The sequence below is a fragment of the Liquorilactobacillus vini DSM 20605 genome (genome assembly GCF_000255495.1).
Classification (GTDB): Bacteria; Bacillota; Bacilli; order Lactobacillales; family Lactobacillaceae; genus Liquorilactobacillus; species Liquorilactobacillus vini.
Map to the genome: position 1 here is coordinate 1 of NZ_AHYZ01000154.1, position 17,281 is coordinate 17,281.

The window sequence follows — 17,281 nt, forward strand, 5'->3', positions numbered from 1 at the left end:
ATTTGCTAGACCAGTCCCCGGGAAGAATCTTAGTTTGCGTATTCATAAATAGCGCTGTTGGTAACCAAGTAATTACCTTCAATTTCTATATCGCGACCCAGTGCTTCAAAGTCGAGGTAAGCGATGACTTGATCTGGAAGGTCACCGAAAATTGCACCAGATTCCACAGCATCTTGAGCTAGCTCGGCCATATCTGAAACACCCTTATAGATAACGATATCCTCAGCGTTTTCAGCTAGTTCTTCAATATCACGGAACCATTCGCCAATCAAGGCACTAACGTCAGCACCAAAATCATATTCTTCAAGCCGTTCTAAAGCAGCATACTTACGATTGATCTCGTCTATTGAATCAAAGCGATCAATTTCAAAAGGTGCTTCGTAATCATGGATCGCGTACTCTTCACTGTCATTTTTCAATTCCAGCTGTTCGGCAATGGCATCAGGGTATAACGGTGGGGTGAACCATTTACCTGTGGTCTTGCCTTGATTGTAATAACCTAAGTTGACGATAAAAACGCGTACCGTTTCCATTTAGCTACCTCTTTTCTTGCAGTAATTAGGCACCAACAACACGATTGAATAAGTTCAATAGCACATCTTTAACGCCGGCGGTATTAAATACCAGCCCCACAGCGATCAATGCAATGATCAGAAAGCCGATCAGTTTAGAAAATTCACGTTTAAAGCCTAAGAAAACACCGATCACGGCAATTGCCATCAGCACTAAAGACTGGGCGTTGCTAGTGAACCAGTTGAAGAGATTTTGTCCGAAGTTCATAGAAGTTCATCCTTTCATTTAGAAAATATAGTCAGATTAAGATTGTTATGAATAACTCCATTATGGATTGCACGTTTTTTGACAGGGTAACGCACGACCATTCTTAGATGATTTATTTATGTTGATCACTCAATAGTTGAAACCGCGATACAATAGCTTTGATAATCGGTACCGTCACACTATTACCGGCTTGCTTATAAAGTTGTGCGTCAGATAGGCCAGAGTCCTTGGCTTTATAAAATACTTCATCAGGAAAACCTTGTAGGCGCCAGTATTCAAGTGGCGTTAAACGACGGATACGTAATGCTTGATCAACAACTGCTTCACTGCCATCAGTTAGTAAAGTGTGCGCTTTTTTATGAGCAACGCGGCCACGTCGAGTTTGACTAGTGGGATAGGTTAGACTGATGCCATCACCACTATGCGCATTAGTGTAACCACGATGAGTGGCATCTGATACCTTGAGTGATTTTTGTGTTGGTGTGATGATCTTTGTTCTAATGCCAGAGGTTGCAACCAGAGTTGGTGCGATACCATCAGGGTCATAAACGCGTTCATATTGATGCGTCACAGTTGGATTGACTTGAGCTAGTCCTTTAGTAGTCGTTGTTCCATTGTCTGGGATAGGAAATACTTGTCGCTGACGTTTTGTTCTAAGATGTCCGACAATGAATAAACGCTCGCGGTGTTGGGGGAACGAGGGCGGCAGAATCGAGAACTGACCATTCAACGTCATACCCCAATTGGTACAATTCAATTTGCACTCTAAGGAAGTCAAGTCCGCCGTTAATACTAAGAAGGTTTTTAACGTTCTCAATAAATAGAATTGTGGGTCGGCGATTATCGGGTAGCTGCTTAATAAGGTTTGTAACTGTGAAGAACAGACTTGAACGATGGCCTGTGGTGAATCCTCGCAATTTTCCAGCAAGGCTGATGTCTTGGCATGGAAATCCGAAGCACCAAATATCTGCGGTTGGAAGTTCAGTAATTCTAACTGTTGTGATGTCATGGGCAGTCCATTCTCCTTTGATATCAAAAATTGCTTCGTAGCTTTTACGCGAAAATTTATCTATTTCGCAATAGCCAACACAAGTGTGCCCGGCTTGTTCCATCCCAAGCCTAAAACCACCAATGCCAGAAAATAGGTCTAAAAATTTCATGATGATACCTCAAAATTCAAAAATATTTGCGGGAAGATTTAATGGTTAGTAGCGGCCAACCGGTTTTAGCCGAGACCTGATAGAGCAATTGCAATAACTCTTCGCTTTTAATTGGATTACCGTACACGTCTAAAATCGGCGCCGGCCAATGCACAGAAAAACGCCAATCAATATAGCTGGTTGGCGTTAGATACTTATCTAGTTCATGTAATTGTAGAAAATTGGGATCTTCGATAACACCGACCAATTGTAATCGGTAGTAATAAACATTGAAAATATAGTCTTTGATTCCAGCGGGAAAGGTGGCAAGTGGCTTATTCAGTTCCTTGGTCGTTTTCAAAATAATCACCTCCAACTTCACTAATACCAAGGGTTTGTTGTTCAAGTATCGTTTGATGCTTTTGCTTTAATTCGGTGTTCTTGATTATAGCCATCGTGCTGTTATTACCGTTATAGCCGTCAATGTTCAGCAGAACTTTAAGGGTTGGAGCAACTTGCTTTTTTATCCAAGCGCGAGTGCGGCGAAGATCAAAGGGCTCGGGATCAAGGGTCAGTCGTAGTGGCTGCCTACCTTTGCCACAAAAAACTGTCCAGATTGGATTAAGCGGCCATTTAGCCCGATCTTTATTTTTGCCTCGATTAACAAAACGAATATAGCGAGTAATAATGCCAAAAGCAGTTCGCTCAACATCACGATAGGCAAGTAAATCTTCAATAGCTATCTTGGCGCGATCATTTTTCAAACGTATTTCAAAGCGGTTTTTGATTCCGACCGTTTGATAGTCAGTACCAAACTTATGTTGTTGTTCCGCTTCTTTTTCATAGATACAGAAGTAAATATCACTTTTCATCGAACCAACGTATAAACTCGCACCATGATCTTCGGCTTGTTCATCAGTCATGGCACCAGATTTTAGGCCTTCAAATCGACGCATTACCGAAATACATTCATTTTTCTCACATTTGGTAATGAGTTCAGGAATACTGAGGAGACCAGCGTGATCATTAATAGCTAAATCAATTCGTTTAAAAACGGCTTTAAGTTCTAAACACCTTCGAAAAAAGTCAAACCAAGTTTCATCATTAGCCAATAGGACTCCTTCAAACTCACGGCACCCTTGGCCTTTAAGTTCTAATAGTGTACCAATTTTTTCGGTTGGGGTAGAGGCCATCACTTGGATATTGCTAAAAACATAGCTAGTGGAATAACCATATAATCCCCAGTCATTGAATAGCATGAAATCCATTTTTAGATTGAGCACCTTTTCAATCAAGGTCTCCACATCATGAGTGGGGAAGCGAATACGCACATAATCAAAATTGAGTGTTAATTCTGGATCTTCACCCCAGTGAGCTAATACATAGTCAATTTGCATTTGTAAAGAACTACTTGGACTCCGCGTGCCGTTTTCTAAACGTTGGACGTGTCTCACTGTAATCCCGATGCGTCGAGCTAAAGTTGTTTGCGTGATATTCAGTTGCTTACGCTTAGTCCGTATTTGTTCACGCCAAATCGGCATTGAATCAACTCCTTTCTTTTCAAAATACAAAAAGGCGACCTTACACAAGCTGGTCGTCTTTAGGTAAAGCTATTAAGTTGTAGTTACGGCAACGTTTCTACGCTATTTTCGGCCGTGACGTATCAGTTTTCTACCCCCGTGTTACATACCGGGGGTTGATGCGGCCGGCTTGCGCCGACCGCCGCCTCCGCTCGCGCTTTTCGCGCTGCACAGCACGGCGGGGCGAATCAGTCTAAGGTTATTGTTATATCAAAAAAAGTGTTACAATTTTTACTATATATTATAAAATTAGGTGAGGCGAATGTTATGGCCGAGAAAAAAACATTATTCATTATAGGAAATGGTTTTGATTTAGCACTTGGTATGCAATCAACCTTCAAAGAATTTGGTATTTATCGCCGTAAACAGTTAGAAAATGTTAAACTTTCAGATTGGACAATAATTGATCTTGCTCTGGAGACCCATACCTATGGTGGATGGGGAAAACAAGAACAAAATGACAATTGGGATTGGTGGAACTTTGAAAAATTTTTAAAAGATTCCGTCCTTGATGTAATATATAATCAAGATTTTTTGGGATTAATTTCTGGTAGAGGTATTGAATCCAAAAAGGAAGACGAAGAGAAAATCATTTCGGCAATGGATGAAGTGGGCATTGTATTATCACGTGATGAATTTCTATTAAGAAATACGGATGGTCTGGATGCTGAGCTAGTTGTTAACCTTAATAAATTGTTGGCTATTACTCCTGACAACTTAGATCATGTGAGTAATGGTTATTTTTGGCAATTACTATTGTTGTATCGAGTGAATAAATTTTATACAGAAAAGTCATCTCGATTGGACCTTTTTAATCCGTATTTTTTGCATACTGGTGATGTTAAGACCTCACAGACTATAAAAATGGATAATATCAGTGATCCTGAAAAAGATCTGCAAATTCCCGGGATATTTCCTAGTTTTTATTCTCTTCAACCCGTATTAATACGAGACATTAATATTTGGGAATCCGAGTTTTCAAAGTTCATTGCTGAACGCCAAGGAAAACTTCTAAACAGTGGACTTAACTATCAAGATGCATCAAACGCTTTGATGTATTCTGTTCTCAATGAAACCCAGCAAAATCAACAAGTTCAAATACTTAATTTTAACTATTCTCGACCTGCACTGAAGGAATCTAAGAGCCTTTACTGTGGGAATCAACTAAACATACATGGATCAATAGAAAATGAATCGTTGGTCCCAGAAGAAAATTCTGGAATCATTATTGGATTTGATTATCAAGTAATTCTCGACTATCCAGAATTTACAGACTTTATGGCACTATTCACTAAGACCTTTCGTCTATCAGAGTTGAATACTGTTTTATCAAAATGTGTTCCTGATAAGAAAAGAGTTAGGCTTGATTATAACGTTGATAAAATCGTAATCCTAGGTCACAGTTTATCAAAAGCTGACGACTCATATTTTCGAACAATTTTCGATACAGCTGATATATACAATAGTGATGTTATTATAGAGTACTGGTACACGGATTACCCTGGTCGAGATCAGTCACTTTCTATTGAAACTGAAAGCCTCAATAGAATTAATGGTTTATTAACTCGGTATATTAAGACTTCAAGGCAAGAAAATAAAAATAATCTCCTGCATAAGTTATTATTAGAAAATAGGCTCATTCTAAAGGAATATAGCATTGCAGATATTCTAGCAAAGTATGGCAAGCGAAAGAGTCAATGAAAGCCAAAATAATTTATCCGTTTTTTACTCACTATATGTTATAATTTGAGTAGAAAGCGGATTTTTTTGAATTGAGGTGGAATAATGAGCCAACAAGATGAGATCATTGAGTACTTGAACAAAAACGGTGGTCAAATTACATCTAAAACTGCTAATTCAATGGGCATCTCACCTAGAGTGCTGCGCAACATGTATGCTCATGGACAGCTTGAAAGATTAGCACCGGGTGTTTATATTGATCCACTTGAATTTGGTGACGATATTGCTGCGATACAATATAGCCTTTCAAAAGGTGTTTTCTTTAAAGATACGGCATTATTCCTTTATGGAATGATTGATCGAACGCCAAGTACCTATGAGATGAACTTTCCGTTGCCATACGCGTACAGTACAAAAACCGATGCACCAATCAAGATTTATCGACAAAAAAAGGATCTTTATGAAATTGGCATAACAACAACTAAAACTCCCGGTGGACACCTAGTTAAGGTTTACGATGTTGAGCGCACCTTGTGTGATATCCTGCGAACGCGAGATAGGTCTGATGCCGAGACGATTAAACAAGCAATGAATAGTTACGCCCATCGGAAAGAAAAGAATCTCCGCCAATTAATGGCGTACGCAAGAACATTTAAGGTAGAAGAAGAAATTAGAACGTATATGGAGGTCCTACTGTGAAACTTGAATTTACTAACCAGAAGCAATTTTTGGCTAGAATCAGAAAGTTAGCAAAAGAAAGAAAAATCACACCACAAATTATGTTGCAGGAGATTGTTTTGGATGATCTAATTGATAGAATCTCTAATTCGCCTTACCAAAAAAATCTTGTACTAAAAGGTGGCTTCTTGATTGCATCACTAATTGGTAACGACACTCGCTCAACACGGGATATTGATACCTCAATTGTTGGTTTACCAGTGACGGAAGATAAAATGAAAAGTGTGTTTCAAGAAATCTGTGACATTGAATTACCAGAAGATATAATCAAACTATCAATTGTAAGGATTGGCGAAATTAGGGAAGATGATGAGTATTCTGGTTACCGGATTCATATCCGTGCACAAATCTATACCACACGAGTTGATGTTAAGATTGATATATCAACTGGAGATGTGATTACTGAGCGCGCCATCCAGTATGGACACAAAATGATACTTGAGGATCGGACTGTCCAAGTTATGGCGTACACAGTTGAAACCATCATTGCCGAAAAGTTGGAGACGATTGTTAGCCGGGCTGATGCTAATACACGATTGAAGGATTTTTACGATTTATTTTTGCTCGATCATCAGGATAAGACTGAAATAAAGTTTGACGTATTAAAAAAGGCAATACAAGCAACTTCTGCAAAAAGAGAAACAACTAATCAATTAGGTACCTATATTTCAACATTAACAGCTCTTAAAACAAGTCCAAGTCTTCAAAGATTATGGATTGCTTATCAAAAGCCCAATGAATATGCGCACGGGATTGAGTTTGGAGCTACGTGTAATGCAGCGATTGATTTAGTCCGTAAATCAGGTATGGAGTAACATAAATAACTACCTGAATAAGCGATTACAGTGTTTTGTTATTGCTCTGGTAGGCAGCATCGATCTCACCCAGAAAATCATAGCCCTTCGGTACCAGTGGTGTGTAAAACTCACTAATAACGCTAATACCAGTATCAACGTAACCACGACCTTTGATGGGTTTTAAGAAGAAATCTTTATCGGTTTCACCAAACATCATGGTATAACCAAGGTCCGACATTCGACCAAGTGCTGCTCGGAACATAAACTGATCACGAATACCATCACCTAAATATTTTGCGTCAGGGCGCTGGCAGGCCAAGATAAGAAAGAATCCTGATTGACGGCCAAGCATGACAATTTGTTTAAGCTTACTCATGACTTGTACAGCTTCACGTCCGATCATATCCATGAAAGCCACATACTCATCAAAGACTAGAAAATGGGCGGGAAGTCCAAGCGCGGCATAGTTATTGCCTGTTTGGTAACCGGCCATTTTTTTCATCTCTTTATTACGTTCCATCATTTCTTGGTAAAACTGAGCTACGGCGGCAATCATATCGTCTTGTTCATAGTGAACATCTGGAATAACATCGGTCAAATCGGCTAGGTCGGAATTTTTTGGATCAAGAATGGTCAACTGATTACCATCGCGAATCAATGCTTGGATCAATGTGAGAATAAAATAGGTTTTTCCACCACCAGTGCCGCCAGCGATTAGCATATGGGGCAAAACATCGTATTCCCAAGCAACATTATTCATAAGGTTGACGGCGCCTTTTTGACATTTCACATGTTCAATCGAAATTCGATTACCAATCGTATCATAGAGTAGCGTGTACTCTACAAATGAATCATGGAGGATTTTATCAACGATTTCACAGTATAAGCCGGATTCAAGTTTCTTTTCCAAATGGATCAGTTGATCTTGGTAAGGACTCATTACAATTTCCACCTGCACATGGATCAGACCATTTTTCAAACGATAGTAAACTCGTGGAAACCGTGAGATTCGTTCTTTTGAACCCCCTAAATCTAAGTCTTTAAAAAAGCCATCATTTTTCCTTGTCTCACTCTCATACCAGTTATTCGTCATGAACATTCGCGCAATTTTTTGTCGATGTATCAATTTGCGGTATTGGTCGGGAAATCTGATTAATATCAGTAAGATGATTATTAATGAAACCAGAAATGTAATGATGGAACTGATAATCAATCCGCTAAACGACCAAGGGAGGCTATGAATTGTTGGCCATGAAACGGTTTTGAGGTTGATTTTAGACAGTAACGGCAGATAAAAGAAAATAGTCAATGGTAGCAAGATGAATAGAATCATACTTAGCAATGTTTGAAAAACTAGGTTCTGATCACGTGGATGGATTTGAGTGCCGCGATAGTGAAAAATTGCTTTCAAATTATCACCTCATTTCAATTATTTTAGAATCAACTAGGCGGCATCAGCTACGCCAATATAAATCATTGTTAGACCCTCTTCGGTCTGCATACTCTTGAAGGTAAATTCTTTAGCAACACCATCTTTAGTCACTTCCGATAGAGCTGTTAAACTAAAACCAGAATCAGGCGATTCAATCGCAATTTCATGAGCTTCCTGAAGTTTTCTCTCAGCTTCGTTAACAGAGCTTTCTTTGATATTGGCTACAAAATCGTCCATAAAGCCGATTTCATTAATACAGACAAGTACATTCATAAAAAATCTCCTAACTTCTTTTTTGTGATGACCAGGGAACACTTAAACCGCCATAGAGACGGTGGGGAGCGCTGGGATGAGAACTTCCGATGGTTATTTTTTGTCATTTGTATTTTTCTCCGTGGTTACTGAACCAGTTTTAGATTGGTTATTTTTGACTGATACAATATCAGATGCTTTGAGATACCAAGAAACAGTTACACCTCGGAAATCCGCATTGGCGACAGTGTCGATCTCAGGATTAACTAGTTCTATTTCTTGATCATATTCAAAATTCTTAGTCCCAGCTTCGGCCGGAATGGAGACTTGAACCATCTGACCTTGTACTGTACTTTTTAGATCAAAGGTACGTGAGCGAACATTAGTTGTTTGGTTGCCTTCATCGTCTTCGATAAATCTTTCACGGCGTTGGGCGGAGAATAATAATTTACCGAACGTTTTTGGTGTGTCTAGCTTAATGCCTTCTGGTAATCGCATATAGGGTTCCTTCTTTCTTTAATTTTGATAAGTGGCTAAATCTTGACGAAATCATCAGCCATGCAGGTGTAATTTACAAATGCTGCTTCGGCAATCCGATAACCAACTGCGGCGATTCGTGGATTAATTAATCGAACCCGATCAAATGGTTCGAGCGTGTCATTTTTTTCACCGGCTGCCACTGGGATCGTCACTTGAATGTTGTCGGCACGTTGAACATTGGAGTAAAGGTCATAAGTGCGCGAAACAACTTTACGATTGGCACCGGAGCCTTCGCGAGTTTCGCTAAAATTACCGGCAAAGGTGAGTTGACCGAAAGTTTCACGTACTTCGGGAATTACATATTTAAGATCCATAATTGGGTCCTCGCTTTCTTTTCTTGAATTTTAGGCAAACTAAAAGTCAGATAATTTAACTATCTGACTTGGAATGTGCATAATATTCGATGACTTGGTTGAGTAAATATTGATATAGATCAGTATTGAGGGGATAGATAAGCCGCTGATTGCGAACTTGGGGGAAGTTTAAGAACAGACGATGGTGTCCTTGAATGAGTTGTACTTGGTTGATGATCAGACTATGGTTCAGAATGAGTTCACCTTCAAGCAAAACATTCGGTTTACCACTGGATGACATTTTAATGGAAGATACGTAAATCATTTGACCTCCTAAATATGAAAATTGGGTATTTATTGAAACCTAATCCAGAAGTACACCACGATAACTCAGAAAAGGGTTGTTACCATTAATAAAACCTGAGTTGAACAAAAAGGTAATATAGGCGCCTAATTTACATTCATCTTTTGAAATTTCAAACCTAATTGACGTTTCTAGATTAGCTTGCGCCTCTTGCAGTACATCTTTTAAAATTTCATCTTCTGTTGGTGAGGTAGGGAACATTGGATTGATCAATTCTCTAAAGTCATGATGAAATTCGGATAAATTAAAAACAGAATCAATTTTTTCTTTTGGCATACGATCACTCTTTCCGATGGGAGAGACTATTCATTGTTCCAGTTATCATCTTCATCTTCATCGTCATAAAAATCCGCATTAGTTTTTCTTGAATGATGAATCCACCAGACAATTAAGCTAGTGATTAATAGTAGAATCACGCCAATAACGCTTAACAATTGATTACGTTCTTCACCAGTTTGTGGTAGGTGAATTAGTGGCGTATCGACCGCTTCATCTTTCATTTGCGCCTTGACGATTTCACCATCTTTAGTGATTTCAAAATCGACAGGTGTTTCATTGATCTTGTAACCTTTTGGTGCGTCATACTCCACAAATTGGTATTTGCCAGCAGGCAGGTTGGCAAAACTGAAAATACCCTTGTCATTAGTCCGACCTGATACAACTGTTTTGCCATCTTGATCGAGAACTTTAATACCAGTGTTTGGCAAGACTTTACCATTGCTGACATCAGTCTTGGTTAATTCACCAGTACCCTTGATCAAATTATTTTTCAGTGTGAAACTAATTTCTGGTTTTTTGGTGGTTTCTTTAGTTTCAGTTGTTGCTTTTTCGTCTGCCTGTTTTTTATCCTGACTAATTAATTGACCTTTAGCATCATAGACAGTGATACCAGTTTTGGTTGAAACAATTTTAGTTAAGTCCTTAGTCAAAACAAGATTGGTCGCGGAAGGAGTCTTTTCCCGTAAATAGAAGGTGCCAACCGGTACATTCTTGAAGGCACCAATCGACTTGTCATCAATTGTAGTGGTTTGAATGACCTTCTTATCCTTATCCAGTAATTCAAACACTGCACCTTTGGCGTTGCCATCAAAAGTGAATTGATAACCTTTATCTTCAACTAGCTTGGCGGTTTCATTGATTTTCTTAAAGGTAAATTCGTTGAAGTGTAATTTATTTAGAATTGGGGTGTCTTTATCACCGTTGATCGTTAAATTCTTAGTCGTGGTGTTGTCAGTTGCCTTAAATTCAAAATCATAAGTTTGGTCATCAAGCTGATAAGCTTCACCGGCATCTAGTTCTTGCACATAATAGCTACCTTCAGGCAATTGAATGTCGGCAAAAGTTGCTTTACCATCTTTGACGGTCGCAGTTGCGACTAATGCTTTTGCCGGAACATTGATGTCACCTTTGTTGTAGCCGGCTTTACTGAACAGTCCGAAGACTTGACCATTAGCAGCTTTATTTTCAAGCGTGGGTTTGTTTTTATCCCAACTCTTGATTTGTTCAGCTTGCTTGTTAACCACCACGTTTAATTTCTGAAAATCGTTAGTCGCTTTGAGAGAAGTTGAAGTCACTTCAACATTTTGACCAGCGTATTTTAATTCAAAATCAATTGGCTTGTCATTGAGAATAAAGCCATTTGGTGCGGCAACTTCTTTAACTGAGTATTTACCGAGATAAAGTTGTGGGGTTTTGATTTGTCCGTTAGCATCAGTCGTAGCCGTGGCGACAATCTCACCCTTTTTGGCGTGGACAGTACCATCAGCGGTGGTGATATTTTTACTGGCAGTAAATTCAAACTTGGCACCGGCCAGTGGGGTGTAGTCATAGTTAAAACCGTATTGTTCGCCGTACTTGGTTGACTGTTTAGTTACCTCAACAGGCGTGGCACCAGTTTTATGCAAAGTGACAATACCTTTTTGCGACTTATCCGTAAATTTGACGGTCACAATACCATCACTATCTTTGCCAGTGATCGAAAATTTAGCTGGGTCTTTGGCAAGAACATAGCCTAATGGTGCTTGTGTTTCGACTAATTCATATTGACCATAGGGGAGTGCCTCAGTTGTGGTCAAGTAGCCCTCTTCATTAGTCATAAAAGTGTCTGTTGTCCCGTCATGATTGAGATTAGGCATGGAAACATATTTACCAGTTTGTAGTGATTTAATTTTAAAGCCAGCGTTGGCACGCGGAATTGTTTTGCCGGATTCGGCGTCAGCTTTGACTACTTTCAAACGTTCTTCCAATACATTATTGACGACTGAATAATGATGGGTCTCGTTTTGTTGATGAATCGTGACTTTGAATGGATCGGCGGTTTTATAGCCTTCTGGTGTTTTTGTTTCCGTCACGGTATAAGTGTCATAGGGTAGATCAGTAAATTTGAGATAACCTTCTTTATCGGTTGTACCCGTTGTGACGACCTTATTTGTTGTGTTGCTAGTGACTGTAAACTCAACATTAGCCAGTGGATTAGACTTGTTTTCTTTACCAGTTAAATGGCTAGAAAGTGCGGTGTGCCAATCATAGTTACCAATCTTGATTAAGTCGAAGCCACCAGTAATGACTTGTTCTTTAACGGTTGTTGATACGGTGGCTGTTTTCGCATTTTGCCCAGCGTAGGTCAGTTTGAATGCATGTTTTTCTGTATCTTTAATGTAGCCAGTTGGCGCTGCTTTTTCGAGCCAGTAGTAGTCGTCTAACTTTAGATTGGCGACACTTGCTTGATTGTTTTTAATCGTAACGGTATCAACTAGTTCATCATTTGAAGCTCGATGTAGTTCATAGACAGCACCATCAAGTGATGCAGCGCCTTGTGGCGTTTTACCAGTTTTAGTATCTTCCTTGATCAAAGTGGCAGTACCGAATTGTTCATCATCGGTCGCTTTAACCGAAGTAGCAGTGACCGCGACATTTTGACCAGCATATTTCAACTCAAAAGGTACCTTCTCGTTGTTAAGAATATAACCGGCCGGAGCTTTTTCTTCAACGGCGTAGTAGTTACCGAGTTTTAGATTTTGTAGCGCACCTTTACCAGTACTATCGGTAGTGATCGTTCCAACTTTTTTACCATCGGTTGAATAGATGCCATACATGGCGCCATTTAATGAATAGTATTTGTTAAACATATTGGTGCCAAATTGGCGGCCAATCTTCGTTAGATTTACATTACCAAGTTGTTCTTTGTTGCCAAGAACGACTTCGATTGTTTGATTAGGTGCGATCGTGGCCGTCTTGATTTCACCTTTATTAACGTAGCCATTAGGTGCGGTTACTTCTGAAACTTTGACTTGGGTACCGGCCTTGATGTCGTTTAAAGCGGCGTAACCATCAGTGCCAGTGGTAACTTCTTTGGTTTGACCATTGTACTCAAATTTGAGTTTCGCACCTGGCAGAGCCTTGTTGGTATCAGCGTCAACTTTTTTAGCTTTCAAATTACCATTCAGATTTACCTTAATGTTTAGATCAAAGTTATTTCCGTTTGGCAGTTTGAAATAGGCAATTTTTTGTTGATTACCTTTACCATAAAGGAGGGAAGTACCAATATTAGCAGCCTTAGCTTTAGCAAAGGAAATCTTACCAGATTCCTTGGAATTAGCTGTGGCAGTCAAAGTCAATTTATTGCCAGCTTTTGTGATGTTCAAATTAGCGGTATTAGCAGTTTGTTTAATATATGAAGCCAAAGTGCCATTAGTGTCGGTTAAAGTGATTGAATCACCAACGTTTAAGGTAATATTTTGATCATTGAACGATGGCTTGGTGTTGAACGCTGCAACTTTTGCCAGCACAGCCGCTTTTTTATTTTGATAATCTGGATAGTCGGTGGTCAATAGTTCATTACCTAAGGCTTCCCAGATCATAATTTGTGCTAGACCATAATTGGCGTCAGTTGGATTTTGTTGATAAGCAAAATACGCAATTTCGGCTAGCTTGTCTTTCTCAGCCGCCGAATAATCAGTTGGTGTCCAACCTGAACCAGAATTTTCAATATCGATCCCGTGTTCAACACAGAAAGTGATTTGGCCATCAACAACTTTTTTGTAAATACCGGTGTCAGTCCAATGAAGACCATTCAATAGACTGAGATGCCAAGTTGATACCCAGTCGCCAGCTTTAATGTTGGTCATGTCAGCGGCAAAAGCACTTGTGATTGGGGTCATAAAAATTGAAGTGAACAAGGTCAGCAGGGCTAACCAGACAGAAACTTTACGGGTTGCTGTTTGCAAGTAGATTACCTCCATTTTGATCAAATAGATTTAGCCAGCAGTGAAAAATATTGAACTAAAAAATGGGTACAAAAAAGGTAGACCAATATATAAATCGGACTACCCGTAACTGTGGTTTTGAAGTTTAGATTTCTCAATACTACTGGCACTAAAATGGCACATCGCATTTGATTTTTTAGTTTTTTATTGCTATTAGTTGTTTCGATAAACGCCTTAAACACGCTGATTCATCCTGATACTGTTAAGGTGAAGTATAGAGTGGGAATAAAGTATATATATTAAATGGATGCGGAATATTGATTTAACGGCATTTTTGATTTAAGTATAGAACATAATTTAACAAGTATGAATAGTATTCTCCGCCAAACTTGGTGGGAATTTTATTAGATTAGCACTGATAACTTGAAAATATTATGTTAGAAAATAACATGAATATATTTAAACCATCATTAAATATACAATTAACTATAAGATTTGTTAGAAAAAAGGACCCTCGACCGATTAAGGACAAGGGTTCTTTGTGGTTAATCAACAAATAAATCGGATTGTCCGTCTTTCCCGTAAACTTAAACAGTCATTGCTTCAGAAATAAAATAGAACGCATTTGCATTCTAAATGTGATATAATTATTATTAGCAAACATGAGGAGGTCTGAAAATGGCAACTACAACTAAATCAACTACTCTTCGTTTCGACAAAGATGTTTTAGATTTGATTCACCAACAGGCTGATTTGGATAGTCAAACTATAACTGAATTTATGCGTAATGCTGTTTTAGAAAAGCTTGAAGACAGTCTCGACTACCAAGATGCCGTCAAAAACATTCGCGAATCAAATGGTCAAACCGTATCTCGTGCAGATGTTAAGAAAAAACTAGGTCTTTGATGATGAAATACACTTGGTCTTTTAATCAAAAAGCACTTAAAGATTTTCAAAAGAACCTCGATAAACCGGTTCAGCGTCGAATTATCAACTGGTTGGACAAACATATTGAAGGAACTAATGATCCGCGCATTTGGGGGAAATCTTTAGAGGGTGAACTTGGTAGCTTATGGCGGTATCGAATTGGGAGTTATCGAATTATTGCTGATATTCAAGAGGAAATTTTCACTGTCGTTGTCGTCAAAGCCGGAAAACGAAATGATGTCTACAAACGAAAAAGATGAAAGACTATTAAACCCATCAAAATTTTTCAAAACTGAATTTAATTATAAAATTTAAAGAGTTTTTAATGATTTTAAGAACGGTCATACATTTATTAGCCAAGAAATTAAGATAGAATTGAAAAATAGCATCGACTTTTAATTAGTTGGTGCTTTTATTATGTCCTGAAAGGAGTTGCTGTCATGAGCTTGCTTAACAAACTATTCTAAACTAGCAAAGCTTCATCTAAAATACTTTACCGAAAGCTGTCCATGATTTATACGGGTTCCCGTCAAATCGTATTGATGCATGAAGTCCTCTGAAAAGAGGGTTTCTTTATTTTACAATTAAAAGAATTCTGGCATAAAAATGATCGATATTTTTGAATCCGTAATGGATACGTTTAAGTGCTTTGATTTTGCGATTGATTCCTTTGATCGGTCCATTGGAAATAGCTGTTTTTGCTAATTGGTTAGCACTCGACTGAGCTTTTTTGAATCTTATTTTTTAATGGGCTCGTGAATTTGTTGTGCTACTTCATAAGCGTATTTAAGCTTTGTAAATAATCGGCTTGTTGCTTTTAAATGTTAACCCTAAGCTGATCAAAAACTCGATTAACCAATTGAACAAGATGAAAGCGATCGATATGATTTTAGCATACGGCCAGAGATAAAAGCATTAGTCCGCAAATGCTGGTTATTGGAACTTTGTACATCGAATTTTTCTTTCTCCCAAGAAGCCATTGAAGCCGCTCACAGTATTAAAACATTCAGTGAGTAGAATTTCAATTTTAAATAGGTCGGGAATTTTGAAAATAATTTCACAAATATTTACAGTATTTTTACGTGAACAACTAAAAAATGATACATTTAATCCTTATGATGAAAGCCGAAGGAGGGATTGATTAAATGCCAAAAACTATTAATCCATTTTTAGTTACTGATCAGAGTAAATTAGGTAAGTTTCATATTAAGGCGATGTTAATTACCGGAATGGGTGTCTTATCAGATGGGTATGGTTTATCTTCTGTTGCGGTTATTTTACCGATTATTCTAACGAGTCTTGGTGGAGAAGTTACTGGGATAACAACTTCATTTCTTTCAGCTGCGCCGTTAATGGGAATGATTGTTGGATCTTTATTGTTTGGATACTTAGGTAATTCTGGCCGCAAGAAATATTATGGAATTGATGTTACATTAATGACAATTGCAACGTTGTTATCAGCTGTTTCGACTAATATCTGGTTTTTAATTATCACCCGGTTCTTTTTTGGAATTGGTGCAGGGGCTGACTATGTGTTATCGCCAACTATTTTGGGTGAACATTGCAACGCTAAAGATCGTGGCAAGTTAATGTCGGCAGGATTTGGCTTGAGTTGGACGATGGGAGCAATTTTTGCTGTATTAGTAGCGATGGCTTGCGCAGCATTAGGCTTGTCAAGCGAACTAACTTGGCGGATTACTTTAGGAGTAGGAGCTCTTCCAGCAGCTTCAGTGATCTATTTACGGCGGGATTTACCTGAAACACCGCGCTTCTTAGCGCGCGTTCAAGGCAACACTCAAGAAGCTGCTGAAGTAGTTGCGGTCGAGACTAATCAAAACACCGCCAAGTTGAATGTTAAACAAGATTATCAAAGTGTGCGGTATTATTTGCAAAGAGAAAAAGCAGCAATTATTAAGGCCTCACTATTATGGTTTTTGGCTGATATTGCAGGGTATTCAACGGAACTTTACGGACCATCTTTGATTGCTAAAGGGTTAGGATTATCCTCGACTTCATTTTCACTGCTGACACATGTTTTATTTTCTATTCCATCAGCTATTTTAGCTGTCTTTCTGATTGATACACTTGGACGAAATAAGTTACAAGCATTGGGAGCATTTTTAGCAGGGTTTGCCTTAATTGGTTTTAGTATGTTGGGAACCTCTGCCGGGGTAATGATTCAATTTATCATGTTTGGGGCATTCTCATTTTTTGATAATCTGGGACCTGGGTCAGTAGTTCAGGCTGGCATTACCGGAATTGAAATTGCCAGTACTAAAGCCCGTTCAATTGTTCAAGCAATTACTGTAACAGCTGGCCGGTGTGGTGCGATTTTAACAGCCTTTGTTTTCCCTTCATTGTTTAAATATTTTGGTGAAACAGCGTCAATGTGGTTTTTGATTGCAATCCTCTTTATTTTGACGATTGCCAGCATTGTCTTATTGCCTGAAGCAAAGAATCGTTCTTTGGAGGATTGCGCCCAAGAAGTTATCGGTCAAGAAGAACCATTGATTAAAACCTTATAAATTTTAAGAAAGGAGAGAGAAATAATTCC

19 protein-coding genes are annotated in these 17,281 nt (G+C 38.6%); 6 read left to right on the forward strand and 13 right to left on the reverse strand.

Features of this window, described 5'->3' with window-relative positions:
- Positions 1-29: 29 nt before the first annotated feature.
- From ON15_RS08550 to ON15_RS08570, 6 genes are all read right to left on the reverse strand, one after another.
- Complete coding sequence (locus tag ON15_RS08550; RefSeq protein ID WP_010581070.1) at positions 30-533, reverse strand: antirestriction protein ArdA; 504 nt, start codon at positions 531-533, stop codon at positions 30-32.
- Positions 534-558: 25 nt separating this feature from the next.
- Entirely contained in the window at positions 559-780 is a 222-nt protein-coding gene (locus ON15_RS08555) for a hypothetical protein (RefSeq protein WP_003678268.1), read from the reverse strand.
- Between the two features lie 112 nt (positions 781-892).
- Entirely contained in the window at positions 893-1,510 is a 618-nt protein-coding gene (locus tag ON15_RS12330; RefSeq protein ID WP_412768438.1) for a DNA cytosine methyltransferase, read from the reverse strand.
- Entirely contained in the window at positions 1,434-1,940 is a 507-nt protein-coding gene (locus tag ON15_RS12335) for a DNA cytosine methyltransferase (RefSeq protein ID WP_412768439.1), read from the reverse strand. The genes ON15_RS12330 and ON15_RS12335 overlap by 77 nt, the downstream gene beginning before the upstream one ends.
- Positions 1,941-1,956: 16 nt before the next feature.
- On the reverse strand, positions 1,957-2,280 hold the full coding sequence (locus ON15_RS08565) for a hypothetical protein (RefSeq protein WP_010581072.1): 324 nt from the start codon (positions 2,278-2,280) through the stop codon (positions 1,957-1,959).
- Positions 2,255-3,460 (reverse strand): replication initiation factor domain-containing protein, encoded by a 1,206-nt coding sequence (locus tag ON15_RS08570; protein WP_010581073.1) that lies wholly within the window; start codon positions 3,458-3,460, stop codon positions 2,255-2,257. Before ON15_RS08570 ends, ON15_RS08565 begins: the two co-directional genes overlap by 26 nt.
- A gap of 306 nt (positions 3,461-3,766) precedes the next feature.
- Between ON15_RS08570 and ON15_RS11280 the strand changes: the two genes are divergently transcribed.
- The 3 genes from ON15_RS11280 (at position 3,767) to ON15_RS08585 (ending at position 6,732) form a co-directional block, all read left to right on the forward strand.
- On the forward strand, positions 3,767-5,200 hold the full coding sequence (locus ON15_RS11280; protein ID WP_010581074.1) for an AbiH family protein: 1,434 nt from the start codon (positions 3,767-3,769) through the stop codon (positions 5,198-5,200).
- 84 nt (positions 5,201-5,284) lie between these two features.
- The gene (locus tag ON15_RS08580; RefSeq protein ID WP_010581075.1) at positions 5,285-5,878 is read left to right on the forward strand and encodes a type IV toxin-antitoxin system AbiEi family antitoxin domain-containing protein; all 594 of its coding nucleotides are present in this window, start codon (positions 5,285-5,287) and stop codon (positions 5,876-5,878) included.
- Positions 5,875-6,732 (forward strand): nucleotidyl transferase AbiEii/AbiGii toxin family protein, encoded by an 858-nt coding sequence (locus tag ON15_RS08585; protein WP_010581076.1) that lies wholly within the window; start codon positions 5,875-5,877, stop codon positions 6,730-6,732. The genes ON15_RS08580 and ON15_RS08585 overlap by 4 nt, the downstream gene beginning before the upstream one ends.
- A 25-nt stretch (positions 6,733-6,757) precedes the next feature.
- Here ON15_RS08585 and ON15_RS08590 read toward each other — a convergent pair whose 3' ends face one another.
- The 6 genes from ON15_RS08590 to ON15_RS08620 all read right to left on the reverse strand — a co-directional run bounded on the left by ON15_RS08590 (position 6,758) and on the right by ON15_RS08620 (position 13,821).
- Positions 6,758-8,125 (reverse strand): FtsK/SpoIIIE domain-containing protein, encoded by a 1,368-nt coding sequence (locus tag ON15_RS08590; RefSeq protein WP_010581077.1) that lies wholly within the window; start codon positions 8,123-8,125, stop codon positions 6,758-6,760.
- A gap of 33 nt (positions 8,126-8,158) precedes the next feature.
- Positions 8,159-8,419: a hypothetical protein gene (locus ON15_RS08595; protein ID WP_010581078.1), complete on the reverse strand. Its 261-nt coding sequence runs from the start codon at positions 8,417-8,419 to the stop codon at positions 8,159-8,161.
- A gap of 93 nt (positions 8,420-8,512) precedes the next feature.
- Positions 8,513-8,896 (reverse strand): YdcP family protein, encoded by a 384-nt coding sequence (locus tag ON15_RS08600; protein ID WP_010581079.1) that lies wholly within the window; start codon positions 8,894-8,896, stop codon positions 8,513-8,515.
- A 35-nt stretch (positions 8,897-8,931) separates the two neighbouring features.
- On the reverse strand, positions 8,932-9,252 hold the full coding sequence (locus tag ON15_RS08605; protein ID WP_010581080.1) for a DUF961 family protein: 321 nt from the start codon (positions 9,250-9,252) through the stop codon (positions 8,932-8,934).
- 343 nt (positions 9,253-9,595) lie between these two features.
- A complete protein-coding gene (locus ON15_RS08615) occupies positions 9,596-9,871 on the reverse strand; it encodes a hypothetical protein (protein ID WP_010581082.1) in 276 nt (91 codons plus the stop codon).
- 26 nt (positions 9,872-9,897) lie between these two features.
- Entirely contained in the window at positions 9,898-13,821 is a 3,924-nt protein-coding gene (locus ON15_RS08620; protein ID WP_010581083.1) for a SpaA isopeptide-forming pilin-related protein, read from the reverse strand.
- Between the two features lie 657 nt (positions 13,822-14,478).
- Here ON15_RS08620 and relB point away from each other — a divergent pair.
- The gene (gene relB / locus ON15_RS08625) at positions 14,479-14,706 is read left to right on the forward strand and encodes a type II toxin-antitoxin system RelB family antitoxin (RefSeq protein WP_010581084.1); all 228 of its coding nucleotides are present in this window, start codon (positions 14,479-14,481) and stop codon (positions 14,704-14,706) included.
- Between the two features lie 2 nt (positions 14,707-14,708).
- Positions 14,709-14,987 (forward strand): type II toxin-antitoxin system RelE family toxin, encoded by a 279-nt coding sequence (locus ON15_RS08630; RefSeq protein WP_026049549.1) that lies wholly within the window; start codon positions 14,709-14,711, stop codon positions 14,985-14,987.
- Between the two features lie 313 nt (positions 14,988-15,300).
- On the opposite strand, the gene ON15_RS11515 is transcribed toward ON15_RS08630, so the two are convergent.
- On the reverse strand, positions 15,301-15,468 hold the full coding sequence (locus ON15_RS11515) for a transposase (RefSeq protein ID WP_081580191.1): 168 nt from the start codon (positions 15,466-15,468) through the stop codon (positions 15,301-15,303).
- Positions 15,469-15,872: 404 nt separating this feature from the next.
- Here ON15_RS11515 and ON15_RS08635 point away from each other — a divergent pair, with 404 nt between their 5' ends.
- Complete coding sequence (locus ON15_RS08635) at positions 15,873-17,252, forward strand: MFS transporter (protein ID WP_010581086.1); 1,380 nt, start codon at positions 15,873-15,875, stop codon at positions 17,250-17,252.
- The last annotated feature ends 29 nt before the right edge of the window (positions 17,253-17,281 follow it).

Excerpts from the sequence above, each read along its gene's own strand:
- relB (WP_010581084.1), top strand. The coding sequence starts at position 14,479 with ATGGCAACTACAACTAAATCAACTACTCTTCGTTTCGACAAAGATGTT.
- ON15_RS08605 (WP_010581080.1), bottom strand. The coding sequence starts at position 9,252 with ATGGATCTTAAATATGTAATTCCCGAAGTACGTGAAACTTTCGGTCAA.
- ON15_RS08580 (WP_010581075.1), top strand. The coding sequence starts at position 5,285 with ATGAGCCAACAAGATGAGATCATTGAGTACTTGAACAAAAACGGTGGT.
- ON15_RS08615 (WP_010581082.1), bottom strand. The coding sequence starts at position 9,871 with ATGCCAAAAGAAAAAATTGATTCTGTTTTTAATTTATCCGAATTTCAT.
- ON15_RS08550 (WP_010581070.1), bottom strand. The coding sequence starts at position 533 with ATGGAAACGGTACGCGTTTTTATCGTCAACTTAGGTTATTACAATCAA.
- ON15_RS08630 (WP_026049549.1), top strand. The coding sequence starts at position 14,709 with ATGAAATACACTTGGTCTTTTAATCAAAAAGCACTTAAAGATTTTCAA.
- ON15_RS08570 (WP_010581073.1), bottom strand. The coding sequence starts at position 3,460 with ATGCCGATTTGGCGTGAACAAATACGGACTAAGCGTAAGCAACTGAAT.
- ON15_RS08595 (WP_010581078.1), bottom strand. The coding sequence starts at position 8,419 with ATGAATGTACTTGTCTGTATTAATGAAATCGGCTTTATGGACGATTTT.
- ON15_RS08555 (WP_003678268.1), bottom strand. The coding sequence starts at position 780 with ATGAACTTCGGACAAAATCTCTTCAACTGGTTCACTAGCAACGCCCAG.
- ON15_RS12335 (WP_412768439.1), bottom strand. The coding sequence starts at position 1,940 with ATGAAATTTTTAGACCTATTTTCTGGCATTGGTGGTTTTAGGCTTGGG.
- ON15_RS08600 (WP_010581079.1), bottom strand. The coding sequence starts at position 8,896 with ATGCGATTACCAGAAGGCATTAAGCTAGACACACCAAAAACGTTCGGT.
- ON15_RS08635 (WP_010581086.1), top strand. The coding sequence starts at position 15,873 with ATGCCAAAAACTATTAATCCATTTTTAGTTACTGATCAGAGTAAATTA.
- ON15_RS11280 (WP_010581074.1), top strand. The coding sequence starts at position 3,767 with ATGGCCGAGAAAAAAACATTATTCATTATAGGAAATGGTTTTGATTTA.